Here is a 15527-nt window from a genome sequence, read left to right on the forward strand (position 1 = left end):
TAATCAACCCCCAAACCTGCCGTTCGCTGAACTGGTACCGAAAGGCAGGTTTGGGCCGGTTCTAACTGACCGCGTACAATTTGGGTTGCCTTTAAACTTCGGTAAGTGAGCGTGATATCAGTGCGCCGTGTCCACGCTAGGGTGAAGGCGTAGCTTCAATGTATAGGACTGGGTTCGCGTCGCAACACTACACATTTACCGCGATATCAAGAAAACCTATGAAAAGGCGTTTGGGTCAGTTTATGATGCAAAGGTCAATTTCGTCTGGCGTCTTACACAAAATGTGGAGCGTCTCGTATCTTTGACTTATTCGATAACCAAAACAACAGGAAATACGCATATCGCGTCATTCAATTCTGGCCCAAACGTCAAGCATTTATACCCCAAAAGTGCCTCGTCACTTTTATCCAGCAAAACCTAACTAAGTGTATTCGATCCCAACGGTGCCGAAGGTCTTTCTTGACCATCGCATCAGTGCGGCGCATCGCCTTCGAACGAAAAGTGGCAAAGCCGAGCACTTGAGGTGGCGTGAAAGCGGGACAAGCCCAGTGCGTATCAACATGCGACAGCATGTGAGCCAAAAGTAAAACTGGACATGTAGTAACGCCCGCTTTATCTCACATGAAACCGCAAGCCAACCGTATCGGTCAGCCATGCCTTGCTTTAAAAGGATGGCTGACATGCTACGAATAATGGGACTGGCCCTTGGTCTGATTTCAACCTCTGCTTTTGCGGAAGCCATGGAAATCGAAACCTACAGGGGTGCCGCTCAAGTCGCGATTTCACCTGAAAAAATTGCCGTTTTTGATATTGCCGCACTGGATACTCTGGATGCGCTTGGCGTGACGGTTTCTGGTGTGGTTTCTCCCCTATTTGTGGATTACGTACAGGACACAGCTGAAGGCGCAGAAAGTGTTGGCACTTTGTTTGAGCCTGACTTTGAAGCTATTGCCGCGGGCGGATACGACTTACTCGTTGCAGGCGGAAGATCATCACGCGTGGTTCCTGATCTGGCTGAAATCACGCCCACTATCGATATGACAATCTGGGAAGACACTGTTGGCCAGGGGCTGGAACGTTTGTCTGCCTATGGTGAAATTTTTGGCAAGCAAGACGAAGCTGCAACGCTCCGCGCCCAATTTGAAGACGCGCTTGCAGCAGCAAAGATGGCCGTTTCTGATGAAGGAAATGCCCTTATCGTTATGACCAATGGGCCGACTGTTTCGGCCTATGGAGCCGCTGGCCGCTTTGGCTGGCTGCACAAGGCACTGGATATTCCAGAAGCCGTTGAAGCGGTCGAAGATACCACCCACGGCGAGGCCATTAGCTTTGAATTTATCCGTGACGCCAATCCGGACGTGTTGATTGTGATCGATCGCGCAGCAGCCATTGGTCAGGACGGCGAAGCCGCAGCCGCAACGCTCGATAACGAACTGGTCCATGCAACGACCGCATGGTCTGAAGGCAAGGTGATCTATCTGAACAGCGCGAATGTTTACATTGCGAATGGCGGCATTCAGTCCATGACGCAAATAATGGAACAATTTGCAACGACGTTTGCTGAAAACTAAATGCGGTTGCTTCTATGGTATTGGGCGGGTCTCTTCGGACTCGCCCTTTTATCAATATGGTCAATCTTTGTCGGTGTTATTGATCTGACGGTCCGGGATCTGCTTGCCGATCCGGAAGCTCTGGGCCTGTTGGGGATCAGCCGGTTTCCCCGCACTGCAGCGGCGATTATTGCCGGTGCGACACTGGCTGTGTCCGGTAGTGTGTTGCAGATGCTGGTACGCAACCGCTTTGTTGAACCGATGACAACAGGCACAGGCCAGGGCGCCGCTCTGGGTATTCTTGCTGTGACGATTTTAATGCCGCAGGCCTCGATCTTTATAAAGATGATGCTTGCTTCACTTACCGCACTGGCCGCCAGTCTCGGATTTCTGGCGATTGTCCGCCGCCTGCCCCCAACCCAGCCGCTGCTTGTTCCGTTGGTTGGCCTGATCTACGGAGGTATCATCGGAGCCGCCGTCATCTTTGTCGCCTATCAGGCGGACCTGTTGCAGTTCATCAGCGTCTGGCTGAATGGTGAATTTTCTGGTGTGTTACGTGGCCGGTATGAACTGCTTTGGCTTGCAGCCTGCGGTGCGGTTCTGACGTATTTTGCCGCTGATCAGTTTGCCATTGTGGGTATGGGCCAGACCATCACAACATCACTTGGGCTGAACTATAAACAGGTTGTGTTAATCGGTTTGATCGCCATTTCGTTCATCTCTGCGCTGACGGTCACAACAGTTGGCATTATTCCGTTCGTGGGGCTTGTCGTGCCCAATATCATATCTCGCCTGTTTGGGGATAACCTGCGCCGGACGCTACCCCTGATCGCATTGCTGGGGGCTGGAATGACGTTGCTGTCCGATATTGCAGGGCGGCTGATCCGATATCCGTTCGAAATTCCTGTCGGTACGGTTCTGGGCATTGCAGGGGCGCTGGTCTTTTTGTGGTTGCTGTATCGGAAGCCACATTATGCATAGGCGACTGATATGGCTTGGCCTCTTTGTGGTGATCTGTTTTGTCGCCTATATGTCATTTGGTGCGCGTGGCCCGTTGAGCTTTGTTATCTCGTTTCGCGGCACCAAGCTTGCGGCCCTGTTGCTTGTCGGAGTGTCAATTTCGACATCCACCGTCTTGTTCCAGACAATAACGCAGAACCGCATATTAACCCCATCAATCATGGGATTTGATGCTTTATATGTGTTGATCCTGACCGCGGCTGTTTTCTTTCTGGGGGGAATGAACTTCACCAGTCTGTCAGACCAGACCATCTTTATTGTCACGGCCTGCGCCATGACTTTGTCAGCGTTTGCATTGTTTTCCACTCTCTTACGCAAAACTCAGAACAACCTGATGCAGATGATTTTGACGGGGATTATTCTGGGTGCTTTGTTTCGTTCTCTGACCAGTTTTATGCAGCGCATGATCGATCCGAATGAGTTCGCGGTGATCCAAAATGTGTCCTATGCGCGTTTTACGCAGATCGAAACGGATCTTCTCGCGATCGCGGCTGCTCTGTGTGGCCTTGCCTTGATCTTTGCATGGCGCATGCGTTTCGAGTTGGACGTGATCACACTTGGTCGAGAAACGGCCATAAATCTGGGCTTGGATCTGAAGCGTGCGGAGTTAAAGGCACTTATGATCACCGCAGTCTTGGTGGCGATCTCAACTGCGCTGGTCGGGCCGATGGCGTTTCTTGGCCTCCTGGTTGTCAGCCTTGCCCGCATTGTCACACCTGTTGAAAAGCACTCAGTGATATTCGTCAGTGCGGCTTTCATCTCTGCGATCACCTTGGTTGGCGGACAAACTCTGCTTGAGCGCGTGTTCAGGTTTTCAACGCCACTGTCGGTGGTGATTGATCTGGTGGGAGGCGCATTGTTTCTCATTCTTCTTATCAAAGGGCATCGCAAATGATTTCGATACGCAATCTGTCCTATCAAATCGGTGAAAGCCAGATCTTAACGGATGTCTCTGTGGACATCCCTCATGGGAAAATCACAGCTCTGGTGGGACCGAACGGCGCGGGAAAGTCATCCCTTCTGTCGCTGATCGCAAGGCTTGTGCCACGACAGACCGGGTCCATCGATGTCGGAGACCTCACGATCGGTGAATGCTCAAATCGGGATCTGGCGAAACGCCTGTCAATCCTTCCCCAAATGCCTGATTTACTGCCCCGGCTTAGCGTGCAGGAACTCGTATCGTTTGGACGCTATCCTTATCACCAGGGCCGTCCCGGGCCAGAGGATGACGAATATGTCAGCCACGCACTTGAGGTTTTTGGCCTTACGGAACTGGCCTCGCGGTCTGTCGATGAATTGTCCGGGGGCCAGCGGCAAAGGGCACAAATCGCCATGACCTTTGCCCAGGATACTGATTATATGCTGCTGGATGAACCCCTGAACAACCTTGATATCGCAGCATCAAGATCATTGATGGCTTTGCTGCGGGATCTTGCAGAAACGCATGGGAAAACCATTGTTATTGTGTTGCATGACATCAACTACGCCAGCAGATATGCGGATTGGCTGATTGCTATGGCAGACGGTCGGATCTGCGTTAAAGGAACGCCTCTGGATACGGTGACGCCATCTTTGTTACGGGATGTATTCAATACCGATGCAAGCATTCAGAACATTGACGGCCTGCCGGTTGTGATCGTGTAGTTCAGCCGGGTTCCATCGCCTTATAAGCGCCCCAGCCTGCAATAAATCAGGATATCACTTATTACAGACTTGCTGAACTCAGAGAAACTGTAGAAAAAGCGTCTATCAGGTAGCCAGGTCATCCCCGCCCCCCAAATAACGCATTAAGGGGATAACCGATGAGATTTCTGAAACTCACGACATGTATAATATTGGGTATGAGTCCTGCCACTGTTTGGGCACAAGATACGGCCGGCACACATGAAACCACCGATGAGACTGTCTATCTTGGCACTATAGTTGTATCCGCACCGCTGAACCCTGAAGCCGAAGATGGTCTTTCCGTGACCAGCGAAGCGCTTGCACTTAGCAACCCGGCCGATTTGTCAGAACTATTCGCTGCCGAACCCACCCTCTCTGTGGGTGGTGGCATTCCTATGGCGCAAAAACTTTACGTCAACGGGATTGAGGAAAATAACCTCGCTATTTCCATTGATGGCGCGCGCCAGAACAACCGTGTGTTCCACCACAACACCACGACCCTGATTGATCCGTCACTGCTACAGGCCGTGCGAGTTGATGCTGGTGTTGCCCCTGCGGATGCGGGCCCGGGCGCCTTAGCCGGGGCGCTCGAATATGAAACCAAAGATGTTGGCGATCTGCTGGATCCTGATGATAATTTTGGTGGCTCTCTTAAATCCGAATACGGTTCAAACGGTGATGTGTTTTCCAATAGCCTGACTCTCTACGGTCGTCAGGGGGGATTTGAAGCCCTGGCATTCGGACGTTTTGCAACCGGGAACGAACGCGACGATGGGTTTGGAAACGAAATCATCGGGTCTACAACCGCATTCACAAGCTTTTTGGGTAAAGTTGCTTATGAATCTGAGAACGGAGGCCGGTTTGAGTTTTCTGCCGAGCAGGTCGCAGATGATGCTGCCCGCCCTTACAGAGCCAACATCGGGGCCATCATTGGCGGGCGCCCTGTGCCCCCCACACGTAATTATGATCTGACCCGGACAAACTACAGCCTCGAATACACCACAACGAAATCAGCAGCATTCTGGGACCCGACCCTTCGGCTTTCCTATAGCGGCACCATGCTGATCAATGATGAACTTGGGACACCAGCCGATCAATACACTGAAGGCGAAACAACCAGTCTGAATGGTGAGGTATCAAACCGGTTCGCCCTTTCATTTGGTGAGTTGAATGCAGGTGTCGATTTCTATTCGGATGAAACCTCCCTCGATTACAGAAACGTTGCCTCTCCGGCATTTAATTCCTCGGGTGGCGAAAAGCTGGACAATGTCGGCGTCTTTGCGCAATTTCGCATGGATCCAACTGCGAACACGCGTTTTTCGACAGGTTTGCGGGCTGACTTCCAGAGTTTCGAGGGCATCGATGGCTCTACACAATCCACCGATGGCGTGTCCTACAATGTCTCTGGCGAAATCGATCTTTCAGACCGCGTGACGCTTAGCGCCGGGTATTCTCATGTCTGGGGGGGGATTGAGCTTGCTGAAAACTACATTCTGAACCCGGTCTGGGATTATTCAGCATCTGAAATCGAAGACGTCACATCGGACAATATCTATGTAGCAGCCAGCTATGACGCCGGATGGGCTGTCCTTGACGGCAAGATCTTTTCCACCGAAATCGATAACTCACGCGCTGCCAGCTACGGTGGCGGCCCTGCTCTCACCGCAGATGTTGCTTCAAAAGGTTTCGAACTGGGATTGTCTACCAACTGGGACAATGGGTTTGTGCGGATCGGTTACGCCAACATAGATACGGAAGTGAACGGCCTGTCTGCAGATTCCTATAACGGTAATTATCTGACAATGCCTTTGGGTGAAGTCGTAACGCTTCAGGCTGCACATCAATTCAACAATGGGGTGATCCTTGGGGGGAACGCCGAACACACCTTAGACTATACCCTGACTGATACACTTTACAGCAGTTCGGTAGATATTGCCGGATACACGGTTGTGAACACCTTTGTTGAATATAGCCCGGAAAATGTTCCTGGCCTGACTTTGCGCGCAGAGGTGAACAATATCTTCGACGAAGGCTATGTCGCACGCGCAACCTATGGGCAGGATTTCCCAGGTGAAGTTGAACCCCTGTATGAAGATGGACGCTCAATTCGCCTGAGTGCCCAATACACTTTCTAAAACACCCGGTCTGCGCCCGTAAATTTCGGGCGCAGAACTCATAACAGAAGATACAATTTTCAGAGGCCATCCTACCTTAGCACGTTTGGTCTGTTGTCATTTATCTTCGATCGATCCAATCTTATAATATCGTGAAATATATGTGCCCCTTTGGGGACACGTTGCACGATTGATGGCTGCACCTTAAAGTACTGGGAGATCAAGCACAGAAAGAACCTTTTTTGTTTGAATGCTTCTGAAATAGCAACATCTCCATTCAGCGACTTTTGAGGCCTGAACATAGCCCGATTTGTTATGTTAGCCGGACTCGCCTAAGGATTGCGAGCCTCCGGGTGCCGCTTGGGGCGAACTGTTCTGGTGACGGGGCTGAAAAGCCGTATCCTGAGGCCTCTCTTAGGTGTTCGATCCCAGAAATGCACAGATTTTAACTATCACGTTTCAAGATCCGAACGCCAAAATATCCGACTATACTTAGGTGGCATGGCCAACATCTGCGCACCCTCATTTTTCAACCTGATGGCCAGGGCACCTTGCCTGCAGTTTTCTCGGGAGGCAAACTCTCCCAACGACACGAATGTATTCTCGAACTCTGCGACAGAAACGCTACATATTGATATCGCACCATCCCGGCGAAATGGCGTATCTTGAACACGGCACAAGAGGCCATTTCTGCAGAGATACGTCACGGTTGGCTTTGTAATTTTCAAGCGTTTGACCACGTCCGGCACAGTCATTGTTGCCCCACGCGCTCCCGCGTTACTCCATTTCGCATTTAAGCATAATCTGTCTCGACCTCGTGACCGCCATCACAACGAAAAGTTACCATCTCTCGTTTAAAGGCATCGATCATGTTTTGAGTTACAAATCCTTCGAAAGCGACCTTCCCATTCTGTCCAACATTGGCCCGGCCTCGCTGAGAGACCGGAACGCAAGCGTGACAAGTCCATTGGTCAAAGCAGCTGTTGTGATACAGTTATTCGGTTAACAAAGGGGGGGGAGTTGTACTCATGACCCAACAAGCATTGAGGGAAGCCGTCAAATTTCGTTCTAAGCCGATGAAAATCTAGTCTCGAGCCGAATTTGCAGTTTCACCTTTGCGAATTGTCGCTATGACGCGTGTTTCCTGCAGCCTGTCGACATCCTCGCGTGGGTCACGTGATAAGATCACGAAATCAGCAATTTTCCCGGGCTCTATGGAGCCTCGGGTTTTTTCCTGGAACACTTGCCATGCCGCATCAATGGTCTGGGCGCGCAAGGCCGAAAGCACTGAAATCTTTTGGCTTTCCCCAAGAACGCGTCCAGATGCTGTGACGCGATTGACGGCGCAATGGGCCAGATGAATGGGGCGTGTGGGCGTGACCGCCGCGTCATTATGCAATGTATAGCGCACGCCAAATTTTTCCGCCGACGCCGCAGGTGAGATATTCTCAGCCCGTTTTGGACCAAGGAAATTCTCATAGTGGCGATCCCCCCAGAAATGGATATGGGCGGAAAAGAAACTGACCGTCATACCAATGCGCGCCATGCGTTGCAGTTGGTCATCACGCAGCACCTGACCATGGATCAATGTGTGACGGTGATCCTGGCGGGGATTGTCTTTCAAAGCGGCTTCGACAGCGTCGATAAAGATGTCTGCACCAGCATCCCCGTTGCAATGGCAATGGATCTGAAAGCCCATATCATGCAGTTTTTTCACCTGTTTGTGGTGTTCGCCAATATCGGTATAGGGCATGCCACGGGGGGCGTTTTCGTCAATGGGTTTGTGGTAATCCTCGGACAAAAACGCGGTTTGCAATTGAAACGCGCCATCGGTGAACAGCTTACGCGGGCCAAGGGTGAAGTGCGGGTTTCCGGGCCATTCCAACGGGGCATCGCCTTGGGTCAGTTCTGGTTCCATTTCACCAATGGGCAGCAACATCAAATCAATGCCGGGGTCTTGATCTGCGGGCATACTTGCGAAATGTTCCAGCATCTCACGGGTGGCCCAGGCGTTCTGCGCATAGGTCACACCATGGTCCAGATATTCATCGCGTGTGGCGTCAAAACCTTGCCAGAATTTCGCACGATCAATCAGGAAATCCGTGTCCCCCATAGGGCCCATCGCGGCGATGCCTTCAACCAACCCGGTCAGAACACCAGTTTCCGTGTCGCGCCCGTATCTGCCGCCAAGGGGGTCAGGGGTGTCATCGGTAATGCCCTGCAATTTCAACGCCATAGAGTTGGCCGTACCATTGTGACCAGAAGCATGGATGACCCAAACTGGATGCTCAGTTGAGACCTGATCCAGCTCAGTTCGGGTGGGCATGCGCCCTTCTGCGATGGCAGTGTTGTCAAAAGACACGCCCATCACCCATTCGCCAACAGGGGTCCGCGCCGCACGCGCTTTCAGGCGTTCAATCGCTTGTGGAATATCGGCACAATCACCGCGCGGGGCCGAGGACAGATCAACGCGAAACAGCTTGATAAAACCCGGGTCGGGGAAGTGGCCATGCGGGTCAATAAAGGCGGGCAGCATGGTTTGACCCTGCAAATCATGTTCGCGGGTGTCTTGATCCATCTGCTGACGCAACTCTGCTTCATTGCCGATCGCAAGGATGTTTTCGCCCTGTGTCAGCACGGCCTCGGGGGTGGAATTAATGTCATCCATAGAAAGGATCACGCCGTTAAAATAAAGGGTCTTTGTAGAAGTCATAATGTCGTCCGAATTTAACGAGGGGTCAGGCAACGCAGGCCGTGATCGTTGTTTACTTCCCATTTTGGGGTTTGAAGGCAAATGTCAGAGGCCACAGGGCAACGTTCACGAAATTCGCAACCGCTTGGGCGCATCAACAGGCTGGGCGGCTCGCCTTTCAGGGCGATACGTTCAAGTTGGGCATCCGGGTCAGGTTCGGGATTGGCGGATAGCAAACAATGCGTATAGGGGTGGCGGGGTTCATCAAAGATCGCCTCCGTGCTGCCTTCTTCCACAAGCCGCCCAAGATAGAGAATCCCCATGCGATCCGCGATGTGACGCACAACATTCAGATTGTGGGTGATGATCACCATCGACAGGCCCAGCCGATCACGCAAATCATTCAAAAGGTTCAGTAATTCACCCTGAACAGACACATCAAGCCCGGCGGTTGGTTCATCCGCGAGGATCAGTTTTGGTTCAAGCGCCAGGGCGCGCGCAACGCCCACGCGACGGGCTTGACCACCGGACAATTGATAGGGATAGCGGTCGGCAAAATGGGACGGCAGGTTCACCAAAGCCAGCAGGCGTTTGGCCTCAGCATCGATGTCCTTCTCTTTCATGCCCTGAATGCGGTAGGGTTCGGTGATCAGATTGCGCACAGTGACACGCGGCGACAGAGACCCAATCGGATCCTGAAACATCATCGCAATGTCTTTGCGCAAAGGCCGCATGGCGCGCTCAGACAGGCCGCGAATTTCCTGACCGTCAAATTTCACAGAACCGGCCTGCGCGGGGGCAAGACCCGCAATCGCGCGGATAACCGTGGTTTTGCCAGATCCGCTTTCCCCGACCATGGCGTAGGTTTCCCCCGGTTGAACCGAAAAGCTGACGCCGGCCAAAACATTGACACTGCCGTAACTGGTTTGCAGGTCATTTACGTCCAAAATCGCGCTCATGTCGCGGCCTCCTCATGGTGATTAAGCCAACAGGCGGCGAAATGCCCTTCTTTCAGTTTTTCAAGGGCGGGCACCTGATGGCATCTGTCAGTTGCCTGTTCGCAGCGATCCCGAAAAATGCAACCGTCCGGTAGGTTTGCCAGATCAGGAACTTCGCCGGGAATGGTCGGCAGGATGCGCGCGCGGGTTTTGATATGGCCGGGATCACATTCAATCAGGCGCCGCGTGTAGGGGTGTTTGGGATCATGAAAGATCTCGCGCACATCGCCACTTTCCACAACCGCGCCCGCATACATAACGACCACGCGATCACAGAGTTCTGCGATCACACCAAGGTGGTGCGAAATGAACAGGATTGCGCAGTTCATCTCGCTTTGAAGGTCTTTCAGGCGTTCAATGATCTGCACTTCAAGCGTGGCATCAAGCGCGGTTGTCGGTTCATCCGCGATCAGCAAATCCGGTTCGGACATCAACGCCATGGCAATCGCAATACGCTGCCGCATCCCGCCTGAGAACTCATGCGGATGTTGCTTTAGGCGTGCTTGCGGGTCAGGAATACCCACCGCCGCAAGCATCTTCGCCGCGATGTCCAGTTTCTGCGCCTTGGTGGCTTTTGAGCGATGTTGAATGTCCACCAGCTGCCGCCCAATGGTCAGCACCGGGTTGTGCGTCTGCATCGGGTCCTGAAACACAATCGAGATATCAGAACCCCGCAAGTCACGCATCTGACGTTCCGTTTTGGTCAGGATGTCGTCGCCTTTGAAGCGCACTTCGCCCTGACGAAACCGCGTGTTGGGGGCCGTGAGGCGCAGGATGGATGAAATCAACGTCGATTTCCCACATCCGCTTTCACCAACGATTCCAACGATTTCGCCTTTTTGCACATCAAAGCTGATGTCACGCAAAGCCTTCAGATCACCACGTTCGGTTTCGTAATCAACACTGAGATTGTCGATCTCTAACAATGTATCGCTCATCTGTTCTTCCTCAGCTTTGGATCAACCACATCGCGCAGGCTTTCCCCGAGAAAGGTAAACCCAAGGGTGGCAAGGATAATGGGCAAGCCGCCACCGACCACCAGCCAGGGGGTTTGGCGGATCAAGGCATAACCATCTTTCAGCAACGCGCCCCAGCTGGGTGTCGGCGGTTTCACGCCAAGGCCCAGAAAGGACAGACCCGCTTCAAGGGCGATCACGGTGGGCACATCCATCGCGGCAAGTACCCCCAGAACGCCGATGATATTGGGCAACATATGCACTCCAAGGATACGCACCATGCTGGCACCCATGGCGCGTTCGGCCAGGATAAATTCACTGTTGCGCAGGGTCAGAGTTTGCGTGCGCGCCACCCGCCCATAGGTCGGAATGGACGTGGCCATCACCACCAAAACAACGGTTTGCAGGCTTGGCCCCACAAGGGCCACAACGGCCAGTGCAAACATCACGGTCGGAAAGGATCGCAAGGTATCGAAGAATAACATCAGGAGGTTATCCAACCATCGTGGCCCATAACCTGCGATCATTCCCAATGTCAGACCAATCGCCATGGCGCCAAAAACCGCAGGCAAGGCAACTTTCAACGCGACCTGTCCCCCCATGATCACGCGTGAAAGCGTGTCGCGTCCAAGGTTGTCTGTGCCCAACCAATGGGACCAGGACGGGCCTTGCATCCGGTCAGGAATATTCATTCCAATGGGATCATAAGGCACGATCCAGGCGGCAAAAATGGCGCTGATGACAATGGCACCGACAATGATCAGGCCAATCAGACCAAGGGGATCTTTCGCGACACCACGCAGGATAATACTCAGTTCGGAACGGGATTTTGACATGATTTACGTTCCTTATTTCGCGCTACGGGCGCGGGGATCAAGAAGGGCATTCAGAAGATCTGCGATGGCTGTGGAAAGAACAAACAACCCGGTTGAGACCAGAACAGTGCCCATCACAACGGGGTAATTTCGGGTGGTGATGCTATCAATCACAAGCTTGCCAATGCCGGGGCGGGCAAAGACGATTTCTGTGAAAACAGCGGAACTTAGCAGAAATCCCATGCCGACACCGATCACGGTGAAAACGGGCAGGATCGCGATGCGCAGGGCGTAGCTCATGATGATGCGGCGTTCAGAAATGCCAAAAGCGCGCGCGGTTCGAATATGACCTTCGCCCAGAACCTCAAGCATGGAAGCCCGCACAAGACGCGCAATATAACCAACCCAGCTAAGGCCAATGGCAAAGGACGGCAGCACAAGATGGTTCAAGCGCCCCCAAAACCCTTCACCCGCGCCAATGGCGGGAAACCATTGCAATTGCACCGCAAAAATCAGCAGGGCCAATAAGGCGACCACAAATGCGGGGGCGGCGACGAAGCTTACGGAAACGGCGGCCGCGATACGGTCAATCATCGTATTGGGATTTGCCGCAGCATAGGCACCAAGGGCGATCCCAAGGGTTGCGGACCAAACGACAGAGAGGGTGATCATCTCAAGTGTGTAGGGGAGTTGCTGAAAGACGATTTCAACCACCGAACGCCCGGAAAAGACATCAATGCCCAGGTCTCCGCGCAGCAATCCACCGTAGTAGATCAGCAGTTGTTTCCAGATCGGTTGATCCAGTGCCATTTGCGCAATCAAGGACGCCTTGAGTTCCGGCGTGGCGCGCGGCCCAAGCATGATCGAGACGGGGTCTCCGGGGACGGCGCGGATCATCAGGAACATGGCGGTGACCGCCACAATCAATATCAGTCCGGCCAAGGCGAACCGTTTTACAGTATAGATGAACATTCCCACATGGCTCCCTGGGCTGTGCGGTAGAAATGGGCGCAGCGATTAGGCCGCGCCCATAAGTTAGATCAGGATTTGCCGAAGTAACGCAGCAAGGTCAGCCCATCCGGGCGCAGCGCAGGAATGATGCCTGAGGAATGCACAACCGGTGTCGCCTCATGGGTGATAAAGCGGTATGCACCACTTTCTTCCATCAGGTCCTGCGCGCGAATGTACATCTCTGCACGTTTCGCAAGATCGGTTTCGCGTGCCGCATCCGCGTGAAGCTGGTCGAATTCTGCATTGCGGAAGTTTTCCCAGTTCCAGATGCCCGCCTGTTCCGTGGTGAACCAGGCTGTTGCATAGGTCGGATCTGGCGTCATTGAGAAACGGTTCAACACAAGTTGCAGGTTCTCATTGTTGCCGCTGTCCCAGAAGGCGCCAGATTCAAGCACGTTGATTTCAACGGTGATGCCGATGCCTGCCAAGGTCGCCTGAATGATCTGTGCGGTGGTTGTGAAGGTTGTTTTGTTCAACACATCCAAGGTTAGGGTGACGTTGGTTTCACCGGATTCAGCCAGAAGTTCTGCGGCTCGGGCGAAATCAGCTGCAGGTGCAACTTTACCCGCCTCGCGATGCCCTGCAAGGCCAGGAGCAATGATCCCAGTAGAAGGTTCAACCGCGCCGAAATAAGCGGCTTCCAGAATGGAAGGCACATCAATGGCATGTTGAATGGCCTGACGCAGCAGGGGGTTTTGCAGCTTTGGATGGTCAAGGTTCATGCCCAACCACACGTAAAACAGCGATGGGTTTTCAAGCAAAGTGCCGCCATTTGGCACGCCTGCGCGGTAACGCTCGACCGATCCAAGTGACACGCGGGTGAAGTCCAACTCGCCAGCTTCAAAAGCGATCTCGGCGGTGTTTTCGTCATCGATTGGCAGGATTTCGATGTTATCCCAAGCCGGGGCGTCGCCCTTCCAATCCGGGTTACGTGTCAGAACAGTTTTTTCTTTCGGGCTCCAGCTCGCGCGCAGATAGGGGCCAGATTCAGCAACCGGGTCTGTTCCGATACGCCCACCTGCGGCCTCAGTCGCGGCTTTGGACACGATGTTGCCGGTGATATAGGGTAGGGCGATGGACCAAAGTGGCGCGAAAGGTTCGTTCAAAACGATCGTGCCTTCGCGCTCGCCGGTGACCTCAACATGACTGAAAGACCCCATGTCAGGCTTGTTTGGGGATTCTGTTTCATCCGCGATAATGCGTTCAAACGAGAATTTCACATCCTCAGCCGTCATGGCACCGTGGCCATTGGTGAAACCAATATCGTCACGCAGCGCAAAGTTGATATGTGTCGGATCCGCCTGTTCGATCATGGATGCGGCATCCAGCTGCCAACCCCATTCAGACCCCGGCTTATATTGGATCAGCTTGTTGTAAACGGATGCGTGAATTTCTTCGTCAAACACGCCGTTGCTGTGGGCCGGGTCCATTGTGGACATGTCACCGTAAGATCGCACGCGCAATGTGCTGCCTTCTGATGCCATGGCCTGTCCGGCAAAGCCCATTGGCAGCGCGGCTGAGGCACCCAGAGCAGTTGCTGTCTTCAGAAAGTTGCGCCGCCCCATGGGGGCTTTGGTCCATTCGAGTTTCATAGTCTTCTCCCTTTATGTGATTTACAGAAATCCGCGCGAGATGGTCCGGGACCATTCCTTCACGAGGACTTCGGATTTCAGCGCGCCTTCTGTTGCGCGTAATTTTCGGTGCAGATAAAAGTTCCGGGCGTCGCAGGTCATTGAGGTTTCGGTGTCGATTTCGACCTGCCAGTCGCCGCGCCCATAGGTGAAGTTCCACTGCGATGCGTAGCTTGCGCTCAGGGGATCATCCGGGTGGATCGCATAACGCAGAGACACATGGCTGCCGCTTTCCAGACCATGGCCCGGATCACGGGATTTCCCATAATCATCAAAGGTTTCCAGAACGATCGTTCCATCGGTTTCCTGGCTTTGTTCAACGCGTGATGCGGTGTCGCGCAGCACCTCGCTTTGCAGGGTTGGAAAGTCATTCGCGGCGCCGGGATGTGTTGTGTCACCGGTGTCTGTTGCCCGGCGCACGGGCAAAGACAGGCTGCAGTTTTCATTCACAAGCGTCACGCCTGTCGGCTGGGGCGCGGGCCAAAGAATGGGCCAGTATGAGGTCGATAGTCCCAGGCGCAGAATATGTCCCGGCCGCAAGCGGTGGGACAGTTCATTCAGCTCAATTTCGGCTTCATAAACTTGGCCGGGCACCAGGAATTCAGGGGTCTCATGGCTTGCGTAATGTGTCAGGTTTAAGGGGCGATAGCTGATCCGCTGCGAGACACCTTCGGGCGAGACATCACAGAGACGCGCCATCAGCTGGGCGGTGGGTTGATCGACGCGAAAGCTGATTTTCAGCACGGGCCGCCCCAATAATTCCAGCGCATCCGACAAGGGTGTCGTGTCAAAACACAGGCTGAGATCATCATCCGGCGTCTGATCACCGGGCAACTCATTGTCCACGCGCATACCCGCGCAGAAATAGCCGCTTTGCTGACCAACATGGGCGGGGGTTTGCACATGGGTTTTGCCGGATTGTGCGGTACTGGTCAGGCCATCTGCACCCTGGTCTTGTCCCGATTTAGTTCCGGCCTCTTTCGAGCGATATTCGCAATGAAGGAGACAAGACATGGCACCAAGATACAGCGACGAGTTCAGACGTGATGCGGTTCGCATAGCGACGACCAGCGGG

General features: G+C 53.4%; 12 protein-coding genes. 5 read left to right on the forward strand and 7 right to left on the reverse strand.

The features are described from left to right. Positions 1–680: 680 nt before the first annotated feature. The 5 genes from H1D41_RS17885 (at position 681) to H1D41_RS17905 (ending at position 6370) form a co-directional block, all read left to right on the forward strand. Entirely contained in the window at positions 681–1571 is an 891-nt protein-coding gene (locus H1D41_RS17885; RefSeq protein WP_228850206.1) for a siderophore ABC transporter substrate-binding protein, read from the forward strand. Then, entirely contained in the window at positions 1572–2531 is a 960-nt protein-coding gene (locus H1D41_RS17890) for an ABC transporter permease (protein WP_228850207.1), read from the forward strand. Next, positions 2524–3465, forward strand: coding sequence for an iron chelate uptake ABC transporter family permease subunit (locus tag H1D41_RS17895; protein WP_228850208.1), 942 nt, complete (start codon positions 2524–2526; stop codon positions 3463–3465). Before H1D41_RS17890 ends, H1D41_RS17895 begins: the two co-directional genes overlap by 8 nt. Further along, positions 3462–4214: an iron ABC transporter ATP-binding protein gene (locus H1D41_RS17900; protein ID WP_228850209.1), complete on the forward strand. Its 753-nt coding sequence runs from the start codon at positions 3462–3464 to the stop codon at positions 4212–4214. Before H1D41_RS17895 ends, H1D41_RS17900 begins: the two co-directional genes overlap by 4 nt. A gap of 158 nt (positions 4215–4372) precedes the next feature. Further along, positions 4373–6370: a TonB-dependent receptor domain-containing protein gene (locus tag H1D41_RS17905; RefSeq protein WP_228850210.1), complete on the forward strand. Its 1998-nt coding sequence runs from the start codon at positions 4373–4375 to the stop codon at positions 6368–6370. A gap of 1063 nt (positions 6371–7433) precedes the next feature. Here H1D41_RS17905 and H1D41_RS17910 read toward each other — a convergent pair. The 7 genes from H1D41_RS17910 to H1D41_RS17940 form a co-directional block, all read right to left on the reverse strand. Beyond that, complete coding sequence (locus H1D41_RS17910) at positions 7434–9062, reverse strand: amidohydrolase (RefSeq protein WP_228850211.1); 1629 nt, start codon at positions 9060–9062, stop codon at positions 7434–7436. Positions 9063–9076: 14 nt separating this feature from the next. Further along, a complete protein-coding gene (locus H1D41_RS17915; protein WP_228850212.1) occupies positions 9077–10000 on the reverse strand; it encodes an ABC transporter ATP-binding protein in 924 nt (307 codons plus the stop codon). Next, on the reverse strand, positions 9997–10977 hold the full coding sequence (locus tag H1D41_RS17920; protein WP_228850213.1) for an ABC transporter ATP-binding protein: 981 nt from the start codon (positions 10975–10977) through the stop codon (positions 9997–9999). The genes H1D41_RS17915 and H1D41_RS17920 overlap by 4 nt, the downstream gene beginning before the upstream one ends. Then, on the reverse strand, positions 10974–11831 hold the full coding sequence (locus H1D41_RS17925) for an ABC transporter permease (protein ID WP_228850214.1): 858 nt from the start codon (positions 11829–11831) through the stop codon (positions 10974–10976). The genes H1D41_RS17920 and H1D41_RS17925 overlap by 4 nt, the downstream gene beginning before the upstream one ends. 12 nt (positions 11832–11843) lie before the next feature. Beyond that, positions 11844–12782, reverse strand: coding sequence for an ABC transporter permease (locus H1D41_RS17930; RefSeq protein WP_228850215.1), 939 nt, complete (start codon positions 12780–12782; stop codon positions 11844–11846). A 68-nt stretch (positions 12783–12850) separates the two neighbouring features. After that, a complete protein-coding gene (locus H1D41_RS17935; protein WP_228850216.1) occupies positions 12851–14413 on the reverse strand; it encodes an ABC transporter substrate-binding protein in 1563 nt (520 codons plus the stop codon). 21 nt (positions 14414–14434) lie between these two features. Next, positions 14435–15527: CocE/NonD family hydrolase C-terminal non-catalytic domain-containing protein (locus tag H1D41_RS17940; protein ID WP_324250294.1), on the reverse strand; the 1093-nt coding region annotated here is incomplete at its 5' end.

Source organism: Halocynthiibacter styelae, assembly GCF_016123485.1.
In the GTDB taxonomy this organism is placed as follows: Bacteria; Pseudomonadota; Alphaproteobacteria; order Rhodobacterales; family Rhodobacteraceae; genus Halocynthiibacter; species Halocynthiibacter styelae.

Excerpts from the sequence above, each read along its gene's own strand:
- H1D41_RS17900 (WP_228850209.1), top strand. The coding sequence starts at position 3,462 with ATGATTTCGATACGCAATCTGTCCTATCAAATCGGTGAAAGCCAGATC.
- H1D41_RS17895 (WP_228850208.1), top strand. The coding sequence starts at position 2,524 with ATGCATAGGCGACTGATATGGCTTGGCCTCTTTGTGGTGATCTGTTTT.
- H1D41_RS17925 (WP_228850214.1), bottom strand. The coding sequence starts at position 11,831 with ATGTCAAAATCCCGTTCCGAACTGAGTATTATCCTGCGTGGTGTCGCG.
- H1D41_RS17885 (WP_228850206.1), top strand. The coding sequence starts at position 681 with ATGCTACGAATAATGGGACTGGCCCTTGGTCTGATTTCAACCTCTGCT.
- H1D41_RS17930 (WP_228850215.1), bottom strand. The coding sequence starts at position 12,782 with ATGTTCATCTATACTGTAAAACGGTTCGCCTTGGCCGGACTGATATTG.
- H1D41_RS17905 (WP_228850210.1), top strand. The coding sequence starts at position 4,373 with ATGAGATTTCTGAAACTCACGACATGTATAATATTGGGTATGAGTCCT.
- H1D41_RS17920 (WP_228850213.1), bottom strand. The coding sequence starts at position 10,977 with ATGAGCGATACATTGTTAGAGATCGACAATCTCAGTGTTGATTACGAA.
- H1D41_RS17890 (WP_228850207.1), top strand. The coding sequence starts at position 1,572 with ATGCGGTTGCTTCTATGGTATTGGGCGGGTCTCTTCGGACTCGCCCTT.
- H1D41_RS17910 (WP_228850211.1), bottom strand. The coding sequence starts at position 9,062 with ATGACTTCTACAAAGACCCTTTATTTTAACGGCGTGATCCTTTCTATG.
- H1D41_RS17935 (WP_228850216.1), bottom strand. The coding sequence starts at position 14,413 with ATGAAACTCGAATGGACCAAAGCCCCCATGGGGCGGCGCAACTTTCTG.
- H1D41_RS17915 (WP_228850212.1), bottom strand. The coding sequence starts at position 10,000 with ATGAGCGCGATTTTGGACGTAAATGACCTGCAAACCAGTTACGGCAGT.